Here is a 19,844-nt window from a genome sequence, read left to right as displayed (position 1 = left end):
ATGGAAAAACGTTATAATAATATGTTTAAATATTTAAAAAATAAGAAAGAAGCTGCATTAATACCTTTTATTACTATAGGAGATCCATCTATAAAAACATTTTTTAATATTGTGGACACACTTATTTATAATGGTTCAGATGGATTAGAATTAGGAATTCCATTTTCTGATCCATTAGCTGATGGTCCTATTATACAAAAAGCAAACAAAAGAGCTTTAAATTTAGATATTAATATTATTAAATGTTTTAAATTAATTAGTATTATCAGAAATAAATATCCTAATATTCCTATTGGAATATTAATATATGTAAATATTATTTATTCTTATGGTATAAAAAAATTTTATAACCAATGTTATAAATCAGGAATTGATTCTGTTCTTATTGTAGATGTACCAATTGAAGAATTTATACCTTTTTATAAAGAATCAATTAAAAATAAAATTTTACCCGTTTTGATTTGTCCACCTAATGCTAGTAATTTTTTATTAAAAAAACTTTCATCTTTTCATTGTGCATATACTTATGTATTATCAAGGTCTGGAATTACTGGTATTGATCAAATAATTAATAACAATTTTGATATTTCTAATTTATTTTCTCAGTTAATAAAATATAATGCAGCTTTACCATTACAAGGGTTTGGAATTCAAACTACTAAACATATTAAAAATGCTATTAAAAATGGTGCTTATGGAGTGATTTTAGGATCATTTATAATTAAATTAATAGAAGATTATCAAAATGATTCTATCATTTTATTAAAAAAATTAAAAAATATGATAATAAAATTTAAATCTGCTACAATTTCTGTAGAAAAGAAATAATTACAAAACTTATTTATATAAATAATTTTACTTATATGTCTTTTTTAAAAATTAAATTATTAACAAATAAAACTCAAATATTTTTCAAAAAATATTTGATGTTTTTTATAAAAATCGTTTTAAGTTTTTCCATATTATATTTAATGATAGAATATTTAACTTATCCCTATAAAAAAATATTTATTACTATATTGAAAGATATTATTAAAAAAAATAATTTTAATAATTTTTTTTTAATCTTACAACATTTAACAAACAAACAAAAGTTATCTATAAATTATTATTTTTTTATACATAAAATAGTAACTTTAATAAATTTTTTTTTAATAATAATTATTACAATTTCAGTTATAATTATTGATAATAATAAAAAAAAAAATATTATTAATTTTATTATAGAAAATATTTTTTATAATTTTCCTATATTATTTATAATATTTTTTATTATAAATATAATTTTAAATTATTATTTTATAATAGGTATTTTTTATAATATAATAATATTTTTTTTTTTATTATTATTTCCTATAATTAGAATAATAGAAAAAACAAATATTTTTATTTCTATTACTTATAGTATAAAATTAGTTTGGATTAATAAAAAAATAATATTTCCTATTTTTTTAATATATTTAATAATAAAATTTTTTTTATTAATTTTAAATACTATTTTATTATTTAATAATTCCTATTTATTATTATTAATATTTAATATTATTAATAATTTTATAACAATTATATTTATAATTTACTTAACAAAATGTTATTTTTTAATAAAATAATATAAAATTATTATTTTATTAAAAAATATAAAATTCTATACTAGACAAAAGATAATTTTTAATGATATATAAAGAGATATTCAAATAAATTATATTTTTATAAAGTTTATTTTATAAGATAATTAATAATTATTATGAAATTCCTTTCATTTAATATTAATGGTATTAGAGCACATATTCATCAACTTGAGTTAATAATTAATTTATATAATCCTGATATTATTGGATTGCAAGAAACTAAAGTTGAAGATATAAATTTCCCTAAAGAAAAATTAATAAAATTAGGTTATAATGTCTTTTTTTATGGTGAAAAAAAATATTATGGAGTAGCTTTATTAAGTAAATGTATTCCATTAAATATACAAAAAGGATTTTTGTGTGAACAGTTTAATAATCAAAAAAGACTAATAATAATTGATATTCCAAGTTCTATTGGTATTATAAAAATAATAAATTGTTATTTTCCTCAAGGAGATAATTGTAATAATTTTATTAAATTTTCTTCTAAAATTAATTTTTTTAAAAATTTACAACAATTTCTTGAAGATAATGTAGATCCTAATAGCCCAATTATATTAATGGGTGATATAAATGTTAGTATTTCTGATTTAGATATTGGTATAGGAGAAATTAATCGTAAACAATGGTTAAGTAAGGGAAAATGTTCTTTTTTGCCAGAAGAAAGAATCCATATTAATAAATTATTAAAATGGGGTTTATTTGATATTTGGAGGATAATGAATCCAAAAATAAATAATATATTTTCCTGGTTTGATTATCGATCTAATAGATATTTAAATAATCAAGGTTTAAGAGTTGATTTAATTTTAATTAGTAAAATATTAATACAATATTATATTGATTCAAATATAGAATATTCTATTCGAAAAATAATTAGACCATCAGACCATATACCAGTTTGGGTTGATTTTAAAATTTTTTAATTTAGTTTTATTTTAATATTAGGTGATAAATGACTATTTTATGGAATTTAATAAAATATTTTTTTTGTTATACTTGGTTAATACTCAATTTTATTAAAAAGTTAATATTAAATTTAATATTTTTATCTTTAGTAATAATATGTAGTTATTATATTTATAATATTGGTTTTCATAATCCAATAAATAATTTAAATAAAAATAAAAAACATATATTAGAAATTAATGTTCAATATTTAACAGATGATATAATAGATAATAATATTTTTTATAAATTATTGAACAAAATATTTAATTTACCAAAACAAAATTCAACTTTTCAAGTTGCTCAAGCTATTTTACGTGCGAAAACAGATAAAAATATTAATGGAATTATTTTAAATTTAAATAATTGTATGGTAGAAGATATAACTGTATTAGACTATATAGGTAAATATTTAAATAATTTTAAAACTTCTGGTAAACCTATATATGCTATAGGTGATATATATAACCAAAATCAATATTATTTAGCTAGTTTTGCTAACACAATAGTTCTAGAACCACACGGGTTTATAAATTTACATGGTTTATCTACAAATATGTTTTATTTTAATAGTTTATTGAAAAAATTAAAAATAAAATTAAATATATTTAAGATAGGAGAATTTAAATCAGCTGTTGAACCTATGACAAGAAATAATATGTCTTCAAGTACTAAAATAGTAGAAAAAAAATTAATTAATAATTTGTGGGGTAATTATTTAAGAACAATTATGAATAATCGTAAAATTACTCTTCAAAATTTATTTCCTAATCATAAAACTTATATTCAAAAACTAAAAAATAGCAAAGGAAATTTAGCATTATATGCTTTAAAAAATAAATTAGTAGATAAAATATCTACAAGATTTGATTTTGAAAATGATATGATAAAAAAATTTGGATGGGATTCTAAAAATCAAACATATAATCATATAAATATAAGTGAATATATTAATCAAAATTTTAAAGAAAAAAATAAAAATAATATTGCAGTGATAGTTATTGACGGAATTTTAAATTATGGTGTAAAAAGTACTGGTATTATTAATCAAATAAATCAAGCATATTTAGATCCTAATATTAAAGGAGTAATATTAAAAATTAATAGTCCAGGAGGTAGTTTAATAGCTTCTGAATATATATATAATGCATTAATTGCTTTAAAAAGAGTTCATAAACCTGTTGTAATATCAATGGGAGAAGTAGCTGCATCAGGAGGATATTTTATTGCAACTGCAGGAGATTATATTATAAGCAATAAAAATACTATTACAGGATCTATTGGTATATTTTCTATTGTACCCACATTTAATAATACTTTAAAAAGCTTAGGAATTTACAGTGATGGTGTTAGTATTAATAATGGATTAACAGAATCATTATATAAAGAATTATCTTTAGAAAGTAAAGAAATTAATAAAGCAACTTTACAAGGAGGTTATGAAAAATTTATATATGTAATTTCTAATGCAAGACATAAATCTATAAAAGATGTAAAAAAATTAGCTAATGGTATGATATGGATAGCTAAAGATGCAAAAAAAAATGGGTTAGTTGATGCTATTGGAGATTTTGATTCTGCTGTAAATAAAATTTCTAAATTAACAGGAATTAAAAATGTTTCATTAGAATGGTTAGAAAGTGATGTTGACTTATTTTCTTATAGTTTATTAGATTTTTTAACTTTTAAAATAAATAATAATTTTATTACTCTAAAAAATTTTTTTCCATTTTTAACAAATTATTATATTCAAAAAATTTTTTTCAAAAATAATTCATCATTATTAATGCAACAAGTAAATGATCCAGAAAACATATATGCTATATATAATTTAAATATTAATTAATAAAAAATATTTAAAAATAATATTTAAATAAGGAGAAAATAATGTCTGTTAGAGTTGCTATTAATGGATTTGGAAGAATAGGGCGTGTTTTTTTTCGTATTGCAGAAAAAAATTCTAAAATTAAAATTGTAGCTATTAATGATTTATTAGAAATAAATTATATGGCTTATATGTTAAAATATGATTCTACACATGGAAAATTTAATGGTAATATTGAGGTAAAAAATCAATATTTAATTGTTAATGGTAATTATATTAATGTTTTTTTTGAAAAAGATCCTTGTAATTTAAAATGGAATGATTTAGGTGTAGATGTAGTTGTAGAATCTACAGGGATGTTTTTAACTAAAGAATTAGCAAATAAACATATAATTGCAGGTGCTAAAAAAGTTATAATCACTGCGCCTCCTAAAGATAATAATATTCCTATGTATGTTAAAGGTGTTAATTTTGAAAATTATAATGGTGAAAATATTATATCTAATGCATCTTGTACAACTAATTGTTTAGCACCTTTAGTAAAAATTATTCATGATAATTTTACTATAAAAGAAGGATTAATGACAACAGTACATGCTGTTACTTCAACTCAAAAAACAGTAGATAGTCCTTCCTATAAAGATTGGAGAGGTGGTAGGGCTGCATATCAGAATATTATTCCATCAACTACAGGAGCAGCTAAAGCAGTAGGATGTGTTATACCTGAATTAAATGGTAAACTAACAGGTATATCTTTACGAGTTCCTGTTTCTAATGTTTCAGTTGTTGATTTAACAGTTAAATTATTTAAAAAAACTACATTGAATGAAATATTTAATAAAATAAAATTTGCTGCACATAATGATATGAAAGGTGTTCTTGGATATACAGAAGATGATGTAGTATCTAGTGATTTTAATGGAGAAATATTAACTTCTATTTTTGATAAAAAAGCTAGTCTACTAATTAGTAGTACTTTTGTAAAATTAATTGCTTGGTATGATAATGAAACAGGATATTCTAATAAAATTTTAGATCTTATAATACATATTACAAAAAATAATTAAATATTAGTCTTTTAATAATATTTAGACTTTTAACTGATAAAGCTTCGTATAAATGTTTATCAGTTAAAATATTCATATCAAGTTTATAAAATAAATCTTGTTTTCGGATATATTATTTAATATTTTAAAACATAAATTTATATATACATTATTATTTATTATTCATATGAAATGTTAAGTTTTGTCAAAATTAATGATAATCCGAAATACAGGAGCACCACTCTTTGGATTTACAATCAACTTTAATTTTATTTATTATAGGATGTATATTAATTGCATCTAGTATTTTAATAAGTTCAATTACTTCTAAAATAGGTATTTCTATCTTATTGGTATTTTTAGCAATAGGTATATTAGCTGGATCAGATGGTATTGGAAGAATTTCATTTCATAGTTATGAAATAGCAAATATTATTAGTAATTTATCTTTAGCTGTTATTTTACTTGATGGTGGAATGAGAACAAAAATTTCTTCAATTAAAATTGCTTTAATTCCTGCATTATCTTTGGCAACAATTGGAGTTTTAATAACTGCAGGATTAACAGGAATAATGGCGTCTTATTTGTTTAAAATACATTTAATTTATGGTTTTTTAATTGCTTCAATATTAGCATCCACTGATGCTGCTGCTATTTTTACTTCTGGAAAAGGATTAAATGAAAGAGTTATTTCTACTCTTGAAATAGAATCTGGAAGTAATGATCCTATGGCTGTATTTTTAACAACATCTATTATTAAAATGATTCAAATTAAACAATTAAATTTTACTATTAATATATTATTAATACATTTTATTTATTTAATTAAACAATTTATATTAGGAATAATATTAGGATTAATTGGCGCGTGGATATTAAAAAAAATTATTAATAAAATTATATTAGTTAGTGGATTATATCCTTTATTAGTATTAAGTATTGGTATACTTATTTTTTCTTTAACTAATTTATTAGATGGTAGTGGTATTTTAGCTATTTATTTATATGGTTTTTTAATTGGTAATTATAATATTCGTAATCAGAATAATATTCTTCAAATTTTTGATGGCATTGCATGGTTCAGTCAAATAACTATGTTTTTGATATTAGGATTATTAGTCAGTCCTAGTTCTTTGTTACATATTGCATTACCATCGTTAATATTATCATTTTGGATGATCTTATTAGTAAGGCCTTTATCTGTTTTTATAGTATTATCACCATTTGATAATTTTAATATACGTGAAAAATTTTTTATTAGTTGGATGGGATTAAGAGGTGCTGTTCCAATTATATTAGCTTTATTTCCTATAATAGCACAAATAGAACATGCTATGTTATTTTTCAATATAGCATTTTTTATTGTTTTAATTTCTTTAATACTTCAAGGAAGCTTTTTAAATTTTTTTGCAGTTAAGACAAAAGTATTATTACCTTCTATTGTTTTACCTATTCATAGAACTAATTTAGATATAAATATTAAAGAACAATGGGAACAATTTACCTATAAATTAGATGCAAAAACATGGTGTGTTGGGACTGCAATACGTGATTTATATATACCTAAAAAAACATTTATTAATGCATTATTTAGAAAGGGTAAATTAATAAGACCAATAGGAAATACTATTTTACAAAAAAATGATATAATCTGTATTATGGGTTGTGAAAATAATTTAACAGATTTAGGAAAATTATTTAGTCAAACAGTTTCATTATCTCTTAGTCAAAAATTTTTTGGAGATTTTATTCTAGATGCTGAAGCTAAATTATATGATATAGCAAAAATTTATAGTTTAAAATTAAATAAAAATATTGATGTTCAACAATCTATTGGAAAATTATTAATTTCTTTAATGCAAAATAATACTATAGTTGTTGGAGATCATATAAAATGGAATAATATTTTATGGACTATAGCAGAAAAAGAAAATAATAAAATTACTAGAATAGGTATTAGATCTATAAAAAAATATTAGTTAAAATATAAAATTTTTTTATTTAAATTATTTCTAATAATTTATCTCTGATAATAAAGAGTGATTAATATATTATTATCAGTTTTAAAATTTTAATTTAAAAAAATTTTTATATAATAGAAATATTAAATTTGTATTAATAATATTCTTTAATTCCTTGTCTTCCACCTAAAAGATGTAGATGTAAATAGAATATTTCTTGACATCCGTGTTTATTACAATTAATAACTATTCTATATCCATTTTTATTTATATTTGTTTTTTTGGCTATTTTAGAAGAAACTAATAACATTCTACCTAAAATTAATTCATGTGTTTGATTAATATCATTAAGAGTAGCAATAAATTTATTTGGTACAATTAAAATATGTATCGGACTTTTAGGATAAATATCATGAAATGCAGTTACTAACTCATCTTGATATATAATATTTGTTGATGTTTTATGTAATATTATTTTTTTAAAAATATCATTATTATTTTTCATTTTATTATTAATTATAAATTAATTAAAATTAATTAATATTTATTACTTATAAAATTATCTATTTCTGTTTTTAAATTATCAGATTTAGTTCCAAATACTGCTTGTACTCCATTGCCAGATATAATAACTCCAATTGCTCCTAATTTTATTAGTTTTTTTCGATTAACTTTGTTGATATTTATAACACTAATACGTAATCTTGTAATACAAGCATCTAAATTTGTAATATTTTTTTTACCACCAAAAGCATCTATTAATTGTTTTATATATTCTATTTTATTTTTTATAATATTATTTTTAATGTTTGATATATTATTATTTAAAATTTCTCTTCCTGGGGTTTTTAAATTCCATTTAACTATTAATATTCTAAAAATAGAATAATATATTATAGCATAAAAACTTCCTATTATTGGAAATAGCCATATTTTACTACCATGACCACTTAATATGATAAAATCAATTAAACCATGAGAAAAACTTGTTCCATTTCTCATACCTAATAAAATACAAATAGGAAAAGATAATCCAGCTAAAATTATATGTATAATATATAATATTGGTTCTACATACATAAAAGAAAATTCTATTGGTTCTGTAATTCCAGTAAAAAAAGAAGTTAATGCAGCAGATAACATTAAACTACCAATTTTACTTTTATTTTCTTTTTTAGAAGTATGCCATATTGCAATTGCAGCAGCTGGTAAACCATACATTTTAAATAAAAAACCTCCTGCCAATTTTCCTGCAGTAGGATCTCCTGATATATATCTAGCAATATCTCCATGATATATTTGTTTTGTTATATTATTAGTAAATGATCCAATTTCCATTTGGAATGGGACATTCCAAATATGATGTAATCCAAAGGGTAATAAAGCTCTTTCTACAATTCCATATATTCCAAAAGCAAGTATTGGGTTTTGATAAGCTGCCCAGTGTGAAAAACATTGAATAATTTTACCTAAAGGTAACCATAAAAAAGATAATAAAACTCCAATAAAAATTGAAGTTAAACCAGATATAATAGGGACAAAACGTTTGCCAGAAAAAAAACCAAGATATTCTACTAATTTAATTTGGTAAAATTTATTAAACATATATGCTGCTATAGATCCAGATATAATTCCTCCTAGTACTCCAGTATCAGCAAGATGTTTTTTTAGTATAATATCATGTGGTATATTATATAATAGTAATGGAATAATTACTTCTACAGTTTTAGTTAAAATACCATATGAAATAACAGATGCTAATGCAGATACACCATTATTTTTAGTAAATCCTAAAGCAATACCAATAGCAAAAATTAATGGCATATTAGAAAAAACTGATCCTCCAGTTTTTTCCATAATATTAGAAATAACTTTTGGTAACCAATAAAAATTAGCAGATCCAATACCTAATAATATACCAGCAATAGGTAATACTGAAACTGGTAACATTAAAGATTTACCAACTTTTTGTAAATTAGCAAATGTATTATTAAACATTATACAATCCTGACTTTTATTTATTTTTATAATTATAATAAAACATAATTAATTATTTTTTTAAAAATTTATTTTTTTTTCAAATGATAATAAAAATCTAATTAAAACTAATTTTTGATTAATATAATTAATATTAATTAAACAATTACGATAATATAATAAATCATCTATAATTAAAAATATATTATTTAATTTTATTATACTTGATATTACTGAAATTGAATCATATTGATCTAAGTTATAAAAAAATTTTTTATTAATTTTTAAATGATATTTAATTACATCTATTAATATGAAATATAACCAATGTAAATATAATAAAATATTTTTATTATTTAATATTTTTAATAAATATAATATATCATATTTTATTGCTGAAATAAAAATTTCATATAAATTTTTTCTTTCTATCCATAAAAAACTATTTAATAATTTATATGCATTGATAGGAGAATGATTGCATACACGTAATGCAGTTATTATTATTTTTTTTTCATAAAAATTATTTGATTGTTTTTGTATCCAAAACAATCCATCATTTTCAGATGGAGTATTAATGTACCATATTTGACAACGACTAGATATTGTAGGTAATAAATCATTTTTTTGATAACATTGCATAAAAAACCAGGTATTTTTAGGAGGTTCTTCAAGAATTTTTAAAATTGCATTACTAGATGAATGATTTAATTGTTTAGCATATGGTAACCATATTATTTTACCTTGATTTATATAAGAATTATTAGAAATATTATTAATAATATTTCTAATATTATCTATACTTATAGATATATTAGTATTATTTTTTTTTACAATATATAAATCAGGATGATTCCCAGTTTTTATTAAAATACAACTTGTACATTTTTTACAGTTATTTAAAAATTTTTTATTTGTACACAAAATCCATTTAATTAATGCATAAACTAAATCTATAGTACCTATACCATTAATTGAACAAAAGATAAAAGCATGATAACTTTTATTTCTTAAAAATTGTTGTATTATTGTTTTATAATGATTATTTAACCAAGGATAACATAATGATAATGTTTTATATTTTGACATAATTATTTATAATTCCTAACTTTTAATAAGTTTATTATTATTTTATTAAATATAATTTTATTATAAATTATTTAAAATAAATCATAATATATTATGATTATAAAAATTAATATTTTATATTAAGAAATTATTGAATAATTTTTTATTTATCTTAAATATTAATTTTTTATATATCAAAATATATTTTTATTATTAATAGTAATTAGTTATATAACTAAATGTTATAAAATTATTATTTATTTATATTTTTTAAAAAATAAAAATTATTCAATATTAATTATATAATTAATTATATCTTCTTAAAAATTAATGATGCATTAGTTCCTCCAAAACCAAAAGAATTACATAATACATATTTCATATTATATACATCACGTGCGATATTAGGAATGAAGTCTAAATCAAAATTTTTATCAACATTATTTAAATTAATCGTAGGTGGAACTATTTGATCTCTTAACGATAAAATAGAATAAATAGATTCAACTGCACCAGAAGCACCTAATAAATGTCCAGTTACTGATTTAGTAGAACTTACAAATAAATTTAAACTATTTTTAAAAATATGTTTAATAGCATGAAATTCTGCAATATCACCTAATATAGTTGATGTTCCATGTGCATTAATATACTTAATTTGATTAGAATTGATTTTTGCATCTTTTAATGCATTAAACATAGCTTGAATAGCTCCTTCTCCATATTTAGAAGGAGAAGTAATATGATAAGCATCATTACTCATACCAAATCCTACTATTTCTGCATAAATATTTGCGTTACGTTTTTTAGCATGATTATATTCTTCTAACACTAATATTCCAGCTCCATCACTTAGAACAAAACCATCTCTATCTTTATCCCAAGGACGGCTAGCTCCTTTAGGATTATTATTTCTTTTAGATAATGCTTTTGTTGCACAAAATCCACTTAATCCTAAAGGAGTTATTGCTTTTTCTGACCCACCTGCTAACATTACATCAGCATCATTATAAGATATAATTCTTGATGCTATTCCAATATTCTGCATAGCGGAACTACAAGCACTACTAATAGATATAGTAGGTCCTTTAAAACCATAATCAATAGTGATATTTCCTACTATCATATTAATCATTGTAGATGGAATATAAAAAGGAGATACTTTTCGAGGTCCTTTATTATATAATAAGTAATAATTTTTTTCTATTAAACTAATACCACCCATTCCAGAACCTATTGCTGCACCAAATCTATGAGCATTATTTTCGTTAACAATTATTCCTGAATCATCTATTGCTTGTTTAGAAGCAACTATTCCATATTGGATAAATAAATCCATATTACGTATTTTTTTTTTTAAAATAAAATTTTTACAAGAAAAATTTTTTATTAATCCTGCAAATTTAGTTGTATATTTACTTGTATCAAAATCATTGATTAAATCAATACCACTATTTCCATTTATAACATTATTCCAACTAGTTTTTATTGTATTTCCTATAGGAGTGACAAGTCCTATTCCAGTAATAACAACTCTACGTTTTAACATATTTTTTATAGTATAATTATTATTTAAAATAATCATCAAAGGATGAATTTAATATTTTTATTCATCCTTTGATGTTATTTAATTTTTGTGGTTATTAATATAATTAATTGCTTCTTGAACAGTAGTAATTTTTTCAGCATCTTCATCTGAAATTTCAGTATTAAACTCTTCTTCTAGAGCCATAACTAGCTCAACAGTATCAAGAGAATCTGCTCCTAAATCTTTGATAAATGCATTAGTATTAATAATTTTTTCTTGTTTAATATCAAGTTGTTCACTAATAATTTTCTTAACACGTTTCTCTGTAGAACTACTCATACTATTAAATTTCCTATAAAACTTATTTACATTATGATTCGCTATTTATCAAATTTTAAAAAAATAATTAAATATTAATATCTTTATTAAAATTAAATTTTGTTTATATAAAAAACATTATATTAATTTAAGACATATATAAACCACCATTAACATGTATTGTTTCTCCTGTAATATAAGATGCTTTATCAGAAGCTAAAAACGCTACAACATTAGCTATTTCTTGTGGAGTACCAAAACGTTTAAAAGGTATTTTAGATAAAATATGATTTTTTGTATGTTTTGAAAGTTTACAAGTCATATCAGTTTCAATAAATCCAGGAGATATAATATTAACAGTAACTCCTTTATGTGCTACTTCTAAAGCTAAAGATTTACTAAATCCTATTAAACCCGATTTTGATGCTGCATAATTTACTTGTCCTATATTACCTATCGAACCTATTATAGATCCTATACTAATAATACGTCCAAATGATTTTTTTAACATATAACGTATAACTTCTTGTGATAATTTAAAAACCGAAGTTAAATTAGTCATTAAAACATTATTCCATTCACTATCTTTCATATTTATAAGAAGACTATCAGAAATAATGCCAGCATTATTTACTAAAATATCTATATTACCAAATTTATGACGAATATCATTTAAAAAATTTTTAACAGATACAGTATTACTTATCAAATCTAATATTAAACCTATACCTTTTTTATCTAAGTATTTATTTATAATTTTTACACCATTTATACTTTTAGATGTACCAATTACTTTAGCACCATAGTGTGCTAAAGTATTAGAAATATAATATCCTATACCACGACTAGCACCCGTAACTAAAGCTAATTTTCCTGTTAAATTCATTTTATCCTCAAATTATTATATTTTTTTAATGCAATAGATAATGTTTTAGAATTGTTTATTGAAATAACATCTAAATTATTAGTAATATTTTTAGCTATTTTTGCAAGTATATTTTTTGGTCCAAACTCTAATATATTATTTATATTTTTATTTGATATATATTCCATACATCCAATCCAATTAATTGGATTGTATAATTGATGTATTAAATTATATTTTATTTTTTTGGGAGATGTTTCGCATTTTATATTTAAAGTATTAATAATAGGGATTGTAGGATAATTAAATTTAATATTTTTTAAAAATTTTTTAAATTTTTTTACGATTGGTTTCATTAATAAACAATGTGAAGGAACATTAATTTGTAATGGTATATTATGAGCACCTAATAATTTACATGCATTAATAACTCTCAGGATAGCATTTTTATTACCGCTAATTGTAACTTGATTATATGTATTATAACTAGAAATATTAACTATATTATTTTTTGATTCTTGTTCACAAACTTTTTGAATTAAAAATTTATTTAATCCTAAAATAACCTGCATAAAATATCCATCAATATTACTCTCTTTTAGAGAAACAGATATTTCTTGCATTAATTTTCCTCTATAATTAATTAATTGAATAGCATCATAAAAATTAATAACGTTGCTACATAACATAGCTGTATATTCACCTAAACTATGACCAACCATAATATTAGGAATAATATTACTTTTTTGTATCCATAATTTATATATTGCAAAAGATGCTATTAATATAGCAGGTTGAGAATAATAAGTTGTATTTAATTTTTTTAAAGGTCCTTTTTGTATCAATTTCCATAAATCATATTTTAAAATATCAGATGCTTTCTTAAAAATTTTTTGAATAATTAAATTTTTATCAAATAAATCTGATAACATTCCAATAAATTGACATCCTTGACCAGGAAAAATAGCAGCCAATTTTTTTTTTTATATATTGAATATATAATTTATTATTAATATTCAAATAAACATCCTTTATAAATTATATTAAATATAAAATTGTTAAATACCTTTTGTAAAAATAAATGATTAAATAAATTAATAAAAATTACTTATTTACTATTTTTTTACCTCTATAAAATCCATCTGATGTCATATTATGGTATAAATATTTTTTTCCTGTTTTTTTATCAATTAATAAAATTTTATTTTCAGATAATGCATGATGAGAACGACGCATTCCTCGTTTAGATCTAGATTTTTTACTTTTTTGTACAGCCATATTTAATCCTTTATTCATTTATTATTTATTAAAAAAATAATATTTATTATATATAAAATTATATATTTAAATATATAGATATTCAATAAAAAAGTGATTTTACAAAAATTAAAAATTTAACTTTAATAAACAATTTTTTAATTTACTGTTTAATGGAGCACAGATACAAATTTTTTTATTTGTTATTGGATGTATAAATTTTATTTTTTGTGCATGTAAAAATAATCTATTTAAACCTATTTTTTTTTTTAAATTTAAATTAAGATCTATATCTCCATAACGATTATCATAAGCAATAGGATGACCAATATGAGACATGTGTACTCTAATTTGATGAGTACGTCCTGTTAAAGGCATTATATTTAATAACATCATAGATTTATAATATTTTATAACTTTAAATTTTGTTTCTGAATATTTACCAATTTTATTATGTATAATTACTTTAATTTTATTATTTGTTTTTTTCTTTAATAAAAATCCTTTTATACAACCATAATTATTTTTAGTATAATGTCCTTTTACTAAAGCTATATAATTTTTTAGAATATTATTTTCACGTAATTGTTGATGTAGTAATTTTAATACAGATCTCTTTTTTGCTATTAACAATATACCAGAAGTTTCTTTATCTATCCTGTGTACTAATTCTAAAAATTTATTTTTTTTAAATAAAAATCTAAAATTTTCAATAATACCAAAATTTATACCACTACCTCCATGAACAGCAATTCCAGAAGGTTTATTTATAGCAATAATATATTTATCTTCAAATAAAATCATTTTTTTAAAAAAATTTATTTTTTTTTTATTAGGTAAAAAATTATTTTTTTTAATATTTTTTATATATATTAAAGGAAGAGATAAGACATCTTGTGATTTGACTTTATATTTTGGATCTACTTTTTTTTTATTAACTTTTATTTTACCTTGTCGTAAAATTTTATAAATAAAACTTTTAGGAATATTTTTAAATTTTGTAATTAAAAAATTATCAATTCGTTGCGAATCAATATAATTGGGTACAATTATAAATTGGTTTTTTATTTTTTTGTACATAAAATTTTTAAATTTCATATATAGTATACATTATATATATTTTAAATAATATTAAAATATTTTTTTTTATTAATAAAATAATTATTTGAAAATATATTTTTATGTTAGAATAAAAGTTTGTGATTATTTATTATACTTTTAATATTTAATAAATAAAATATACAAAACATCCATTTTATTAAAAAAAACATATAAAAATAATATTTAATATTATTTTTTAATAATTTAAAATAAATTATTTTAGTAAAAATTTTCCAAAAAAATACCATATTATATTTTTACAAATCAAATTTTTTTAATAAAATGATAAATTTGATATAAAAATAATGAGCAAGTTATAATGAAAAGAATGTTAATAAATGCTACTCAACATGAGGAATTACGTGTAGCTATGGTTGATGGACAAAAATTATATAATTTAGATATAGATAATAATAATTATAAACAAAGAAAATCTAATATATATAAAGGTAAAATTATTCATATAGAACAAAGTTTAGAAGCTGTTTTTGTAGATTATGGTGCTAAAAAACACGGTTTCTTACCTTTCAAAGAAATTACTAATAAATATATTACTAATAATTTAAATCATATTATTTTAAATAAAAATATTAAAGAATATTTATATGAAGGAAAAGAATTAATTGTACAAATTAATAAAGAAGAAAGAGGAAATAAAGGTGCTACATTAACTACATTTATAAGTTTAGCAGGTACATATTTAGTTTTAATGCCTAACAATCCTAAAATAGGAGGAATTTCAAAAAGAATTAAAGGTAAAAAAAGAAATGAATTAAAAAAAATTTTATTATCATTAAAGTTACCTAAAAATATGGGTTTAATAATACGTACTGCTGGATTAGATAAAAATAACCAAGAATTAGAATATGATTTACAATTAAGATTAAAACATTGGAAATCAATTAATAAAATAGCTGATAGTAAATCAGCACCTTTTCTAATACATCAAGAAAGTGATATAATTATGAGATCATTTAGAGATTATCTTTGTACAGAAATTAATGAAATTCTTATTGATAATCCAGAAATATTAAAATTAGCTAAAAAGTATATTAATTTATTAGGTAGATCTGATTTCAATCATAAAATTAAATTATATTCTAGTAAAATTCCATTATTTAGTCATTATCAGATAGAATCACAAATAGAAACTGCATTTCAAAGAAAGGTAAATTTACTATCTGGTGGCTCAATAATTATTGATACAACTGAAGCACTTACATCAGTTGATGTAAATTCAGCTAAGGCAACTAAAGGAACAAATATAGAAGAAACAGCTTTTAATATTAATTTAGAAGCAACTGATGAAATTGCAAAACAATTAAGATTACGTGATATAGGTGGTTTAATTGTTATTGATTTTATAGATATGTCTTCTTTAATACATCAGAGAGCAGTTGAACAACGTTTAAGAGATAAATTAATTCAAGATAAAGCTAAAATACAAATGAATCATATATCAAAATTTGGATTATTAGAAATGTCTCGTCAAAGAATTAAATCATCTTTAAGAGAAAATAATCATTTTATATGTCCTAGATGTATAGGAAATGGTACTATAAGAGATAATAAATCATTGTCTTTATCAATTTTAAGGTTAATTGAAGAAGAATCTTTTAAAGCAAATACTAAAGAAGTTTATGCAATAGTACCTGTAAAAATAGCATTATACTTATTAAATAAAAAAATAAAACCTATTAATATTATTGAAAATAAAAAAAATAAAGTACAAATTTTTATTATTCCAAATAATCAAATAAGTATTCCTGACTACTCTATTTTACGTATTTGTCATGGAAAAGATAAAAAAATTATTAATAGTTCTGTAACAAAAATTTATAATTTTAATTATAAATTTGATTATTATAAATATATGTATTTATTTTTTAAAAAAAATTTAATTAAAAAAAAAGAATTATTAATTGATAATCAAAATAAAATTTTAAAAAAAAATAAAATATTTAATTTTTTTTTAAAAATTAATATTATTATAAATAATAATTTTATACAAAAAATTTTTAATTATAAATTAAATTATATAAAATTAAATTTTAATAAAAGAATAATTGATTTTTATATACAAAAATATTTTAATTATTTTTATAAATTTTTATATTTTATAAATAATATGAGTTTAAATTATAAATTTAATAAAATTAATAATTTTCAAATAAAAAAAAAACTTTTGATTTTTTTTTATTTATTAAAAGAAAATCATCAAAAATAAATAATAAATTATTATTAAAAACTAATAGTCTATTAGAAAATAAAAATAATAAATTTAGAAAACTCCAATTAAATAAATTATCAAATTTTTTAAAAAAAATTTATAAACACTATTTTATATATAAAAAATATAATAAAATTAATTTAAATAATATTTATTATAAAAAAAAAATATATTTAATTATATTCATAATTTTGTTATTAAAAATAAAATATAAACGTATAATTAAAAAAATTTAAATACAAATTACTTAAATTATAAAACACAAAAAATAATTTTATTGTAATTTAAAATTTTTAAAAATTATATATTTAAATTGTCTATAATTTTTGAATATTTTTATAAAAATAATAATTATTATATAATTAATTATAAAAAATTTTTTTATTAAAAATTATTAAAAATAAAAATAATGAAATTATAGAAAAAATAATATTTTTTATCAAAATATTTTAAAAAAGTTAATTAAACAGAAGATACCCATCTATTAATAAATTATTATAGAAAATTATTAATTAATATATTTATTATTTAATATAAATATTAGAAATTATTTATAATTAAATCAAATAATTAAAAATTTATTTAATGATAATTAATATTAATTTTTTTATATAAAAAATTTCAATTTATTATTTTCAAAGTTGATTCTAGTAATTTATTTTATTATGAATGATTCTAGAATCAACTATAAATGTTTTTATTAAAGTATTTTTAAAATTTTATTAACAGTTTCTTTTGCATCTCCAAATAACATGTAACTATTATCTTTATAAAATAAAGGATTTGTAATACCAGAATATCCATAATTCATACTTCTTTTAAAAATAATAATATTTTTTGCTTTCCAAGCTTCTAGTACAGGCATGCCTGAAATTGGACTATTTTTATCTTCTTGAGCAGAAGGATTAACAGTATCATTAGCTCCTATAATCAAAACAGTGTCAGTATTAGAAAAATCTTTATTAATTTCATCCATTTCTAATATTATTTCATAAGGAATATTTGCTTCTGCTAATAAAACATTCATATGTCCTGGCAACCTTCCCGCTACAGGATGAATAGCAAATCTTACTTTAATATTATAAAAATTTAATTTTTTTACTACTTCTGAAATAGCATGTTGAGCTTGTGCTACTGCCATCCCATATCCAGGTATTATAATAATATTGTTAGATTCTTTTAAAATTTCTACTGTTTCAATTATAGAAATTTTTTTATATTGTTGTTCAATATCATTTTCAATAATATTATCACTTTTTTGATTTTGTAATCCTCCAAATATTACATTGATAAATGATCTATTCATACTTTTACACATTAAATATGATAATATTGCTCCAGAAGAACCAACTAATGCTCCAGTAATAATTAATAAATCATTGTTTAACATAAATCCAGAAGCTGCAGCAGCCCAACCTGAATATGAATTTAACATTGAAATGACTACAGGCATATCTGCACCACCTATACTAACTATTAAATATAAACCAAAAATCAATGAAATATGTATCATAAATATTAATGATAAAATTTGTACAATAATATATTGTGTATGTATAAATATTAACATTAATATAATAGAGATAATTAATGTAATAAAATTAATTAATTTTTTAAATTTGAAATTATAAGCTTTTGTTGTAATAATACCTGATAATTTACTAAATGCAATAACAGAACCTATAAAAGTAATAGATCCTATAAAAATACTAATAAATATCTCTATTAATTTTATTATATCATGTGTTTTATTGATATTATAATATATTGATAAATAACTATTTAACCCTACAATAACTGCAGTTAATCCTACAAAACTATGTAATATAGCAATTAATTGTGGCATTTTAGTCATATCTATTTTTTTAGATATGTTTATACCAATAATACCTCCTAAGATAATAGCTATTAATATATAACCAATATTATTAAATTGAGATTGTAATATAGTAACTATTATTGCAATTGTCATACCACTTATAGCAAAAAAAATACCTTTTTGAGAAGTTTCTTTCTGAGAAAGACTTGCAAGACTAAATATAAATAATATTGAAGATATAGTATATGTAACTATTGCTAGTCCATCAAACAT

The 19,844-nt window shown here is 19.8% G+C and carries 16 protein-coding genes and 1 pseudogene; 7 read left to right on the top strand and 10 right to left on the bottom strand.

The window, feature by feature from the left end; all coding sequences use genetic code 11:
• From trpA to GJT80_RS00485, 6 genes are all read left to right on the top strand, one after another.
• The gene (gene trpA, locus GJT80_RS00510; RefSeq protein WP_168867452.1) at positions 1-828 is read left to right on the top strand and encodes a tryptophan synthase subunit alpha; all 828 of its coding nucleotides are present in this window, start codon (positions 1-3) and stop codon (positions 826-828) included.
• A 35-nt stretch (positions 829-863) separates the two neighbouring features.
• A complete protein-coding gene (locus tag GJT80_RS02545; RefSeq protein WP_168867451.1) occupies positions 864-1,610 on the top strand; it encodes a YciC family protein in 747 nt (248 codons plus the stop codon).
• 134 nt (positions 1,611-1,744) lie between these two features.
• The gene (xthA, locus tag GJT80_RS00500) at positions 1,745-2,554 is read left to right on the top strand and encodes an exodeoxyribonuclease III (RefSeq protein WP_168867450.1); all 810 of its coding nucleotides are present in this window, start codon (positions 1,745-1,747) and stop codon (positions 2,552-2,554) included.
• Positions 2,555-2,583: 29 nt separating this feature from the next.
• Positions 2,584-4,422 carry a signal peptide peptidase SppA gene (gene sppA, locus GJT80_RS00495; RefSeq protein ID WP_168867449.1) on the top strand — a complete coding sequence of 613 codons (1,839 nt, stop codon included), beginning with the start codon at positions 2,584-2,586 and terminating at the stop codon, positions 4,420-4,422.
• Positions 4,423-4,463: 41 nt separating this feature from the next.
• Positions 4,464-5,468 carry a type I glyceraldehyde-3-phosphate dehydrogenase gene (gene gap, locus GJT80_RS00490; protein ID WP_168867448.1) on the top strand — a complete coding sequence of 335 codons (1,005 nt, stop codon included), beginning with the start codon at positions 4,464-4,466 and terminating at the stop codon, positions 5,466-5,468.
• A 224-nt stretch (positions 5,469-5,692) separates the two neighbouring features.
• Complete coding sequence (locus GJT80_RS00485) at positions 5,693-7,426, top strand: potassium/proton antiporter (protein WP_168867447.1); 1,734 nt, start codon at positions 5,693-5,695, stop codon at positions 7,424-7,426.
• Positions 7,427-7,562: 136 nt separating this feature from the next.
• Here GJT80_RS00485 and GJT80_RS00480 read toward each other — a convergent pair whose 3' ends face one another.
• The 9 genes from GJT80_RS00480 to GJT80_RS00440 form a co-directional block, all read right to left on the bottom strand.
• Positions 7,563-7,913: a histidine triad nucleotide-binding protein gene (locus tag GJT80_RS00480; protein ID WP_168867446.1), complete on the bottom strand. Its 351-nt coding sequence runs from the start codon at positions 7,911-7,913 to the stop codon at positions 7,563-7,565.
• A gap of 32 nt (positions 7,914-7,945) precedes the next feature.
• On the bottom strand, positions 7,946-9,406 hold the full coding sequence (gene ptsG, locus GJT80_RS00475) for a PTS glucose transporter subunit IIBC (RefSeq protein WP_168867445.1): 1,461 nt from the start codon (positions 9,404-9,406) through the stop codon (positions 7,946-7,948).
• Between the two features lie 60 nt (positions 9,407-9,466).
• A complete protein-coding gene (locus tag GJT80_RS00470; RefSeq protein ID WP_168867444.1) occupies positions 9,467-10,474 on the bottom strand; it encodes a DNA polymerase III subunit delta' C-terminal domain-containing protein in 1,008 nt (335 codons plus the stop codon).
• A gap of 289 nt (positions 10,475-10,763) precedes the next feature.
• Entirely contained in the window at positions 10,764-12,002 is a 1,239-nt protein-coding gene (gene fabF, locus GJT80_RS00465) for a beta-ketoacyl-ACP synthase II (RefSeq protein WP_168867802.1), read from the bottom strand.
• 78 nt (positions 12,003-12,080) lie between these two features.
• Positions 12,081-12,320: an acyl carrier protein gene (gene acpP, locus GJT80_RS00460; RefSeq protein WP_168867443.1), complete on the bottom strand. Its 240-nt coding sequence runs from the start codon at positions 12,318-12,320 to the stop codon at positions 12,081-12,083.
• 127 nt (positions 12,321-12,447) lie between these two features.
• Positions 12,448-13,185, bottom strand: a complete 738-nt coding sequence (gene fabG / locus GJT80_RS00455) for a 3-oxoacyl-[acyl-carrier-protein] reductase (protein WP_168867442.1) — start codon at positions 13,183-13,185, stop codon at positions 12,448-12,450.
• A complete protein-coding gene (fabD, locus tag GJT80_RS00450) occupies positions 13,182-14,138 on the bottom strand; it encodes an ACP S-malonyltransferase (RefSeq protein ID WP_168867441.1) in 957 nt (318 codons plus the stop codon). Before fabD ends, fabG begins: the two co-directional genes overlap by 4 nt.
• 130 nt (positions 14,139-14,268) lie before the next feature.
• Positions 14,269-14,442, bottom strand: coding sequence for a 50S ribosomal protein L32 (rpmF, locus tag GJT80_RS00445; RefSeq protein ID WP_168867440.1), 174 nt, complete (start codon positions 14,440-14,442; stop codon positions 14,269-14,271).
• Between the two features lie 108 nt (positions 14,443-14,550).
• Complete coding sequence (locus GJT80_RS00440) at positions 14,551-15,519, bottom strand: RluA family pseudouridine synthase (RefSeq protein WP_343033593.1); 969 nt, start codon at positions 15,517-15,519, stop codon at positions 14,551-14,553.
• A gap of 322 nt (positions 15,520-15,841) precedes the next feature.
• Between GJT80_RS00440 and GJT80_RS00435 the strand changes: the two are divergent.
• Positions 15,842-17,362: pseudogene (locus GJT80_RS00435) on the top strand (Rne/Rng family ribonuclease); the annotation flags it as partial.
• A gap of 1,090 nt (positions 17,363-18,452) precedes the next feature.
• Here GJT80_RS00435 and GJT80_RS00430 read toward each other — a convergent pair.
• Positions 18,453-19,844, bottom strand: a complete 1,392-nt coding sequence (locus GJT80_RS00430) for an NAD(P)(+) transhydrogenase (Re/Si-specific) subunit beta (RefSeq protein ID WP_168867438.1) — start codon at positions 19,842-19,844, stop codon at positions 18,453-18,455.

It is taken from the genome of Enterobacteriaceae endosymbiont of Plateumaris braccata, from assembly GCF_012563325.1.
Classification (GTDB): Bacteria; Pseudomonadota; Gammaproteobacteria; order Enterobacterales; family Enterobacteriaceae.
The sequence above is the reverse complement of the archived record's forward strand: the minus strand, read 5'-3'. Positions and strand labels throughout refer to the sequence as shown.

What these genes read in the sequence shown, in the direction of transcription:
- acpP (WP_168867443.1), bottom strand. Translation starts at nt 12,320, where the DNA reads ATGAGTAGTTCTACAGAGAAACGTGTTAAGAAAATTATTAGTGAACAA.
- rpmF (WP_168867440.1), bottom strand. Translation starts at nt 14,442, where the DNA reads ATGGCTGTACAAAAAAGTAAAAAATCTAGATCTAAACGAGGAATGCGT.
- GJT80_RS02545 (WP_168867451.1), top strand. Translation starts at nt 864, where the DNA reads ATGTCTTTTTTAAAAATTAAATTATTAACAAATAAAACTCAAATATTT.
- GJT80_RS00470 (WP_168867444.1), bottom strand. Translation starts at nt 10,474, where the DNA reads ATGTCAAAATATAAAACATTATCATTATGTTATCCTTGGTTAAATAAT.
- gap (WP_168867448.1), top strand. Translation starts at nt 4,464, where the DNA reads ATGTCTGTTAGAGTTGCTATTAATGGATTTGGAAGAATAGGGCGTGTT.
- GJT80_RS00480 (WP_168867446.1), bottom strand. Translation starts at nt 7,913, where the DNA reads ATGAAAAATAATAATGATATTTTTAAAAAAATAATATTACATAAAACA.
- GJT80_RS00430 (WP_168867438.1), bottom strand. Translation starts at nt 19,844, where the DNA reads ATGTTTGATGGACTAGCAATAGTTACATATACTATATCTTCAATATTA.
- sppA (WP_168867449.1), top strand. Translation starts at nt 2,584, where the DNA reads ATGACTATTTTATGGAATTTAATAAAATATTTTTTTTGTTATACTTGG.
- xthA (WP_168867450.1), top strand. Translation starts at nt 1,745, where the DNA reads ATGAAATTCCTTTCATTTAATATTAATGGTATTAGAGCACATATTCAT.
- fabF (WP_168867802.1), bottom strand. Translation starts at nt 12,002, where the DNA reads ATGTTAAAACGTAGAGTTGTTATTACTGGAATAGGACTTGTCACTCCT.
- ptsG (WP_168867445.1), bottom strand. Translation starts at nt 9,406, where the DNA reads ATGTTTAATAATACATTTGCTAATTTACAAAAAGTTGGTAAATCTTTA.
- fabG (WP_168867442.1), bottom strand. Translation starts at nt 13,185, where the DNA reads ATGAATTTAACAGGAAAATTAGCTTTAGTTACGGGTGCTAGTCGTGGT.
- GJT80_RS00440 (WP_343033593.1), bottom strand. Translation starts at nt 15,519, where the DNA reads ATGAAATTTAAAAATTTTATGTACAAAAAAATAAAAAACCAATTTATA.
- trpA (WP_168867452.1), top strand. Translation starts at nt 1, where the DNA reads ATGGAAAAACGTTATAATAATATGTTTAAATATTTAAAAAATAAGAAA.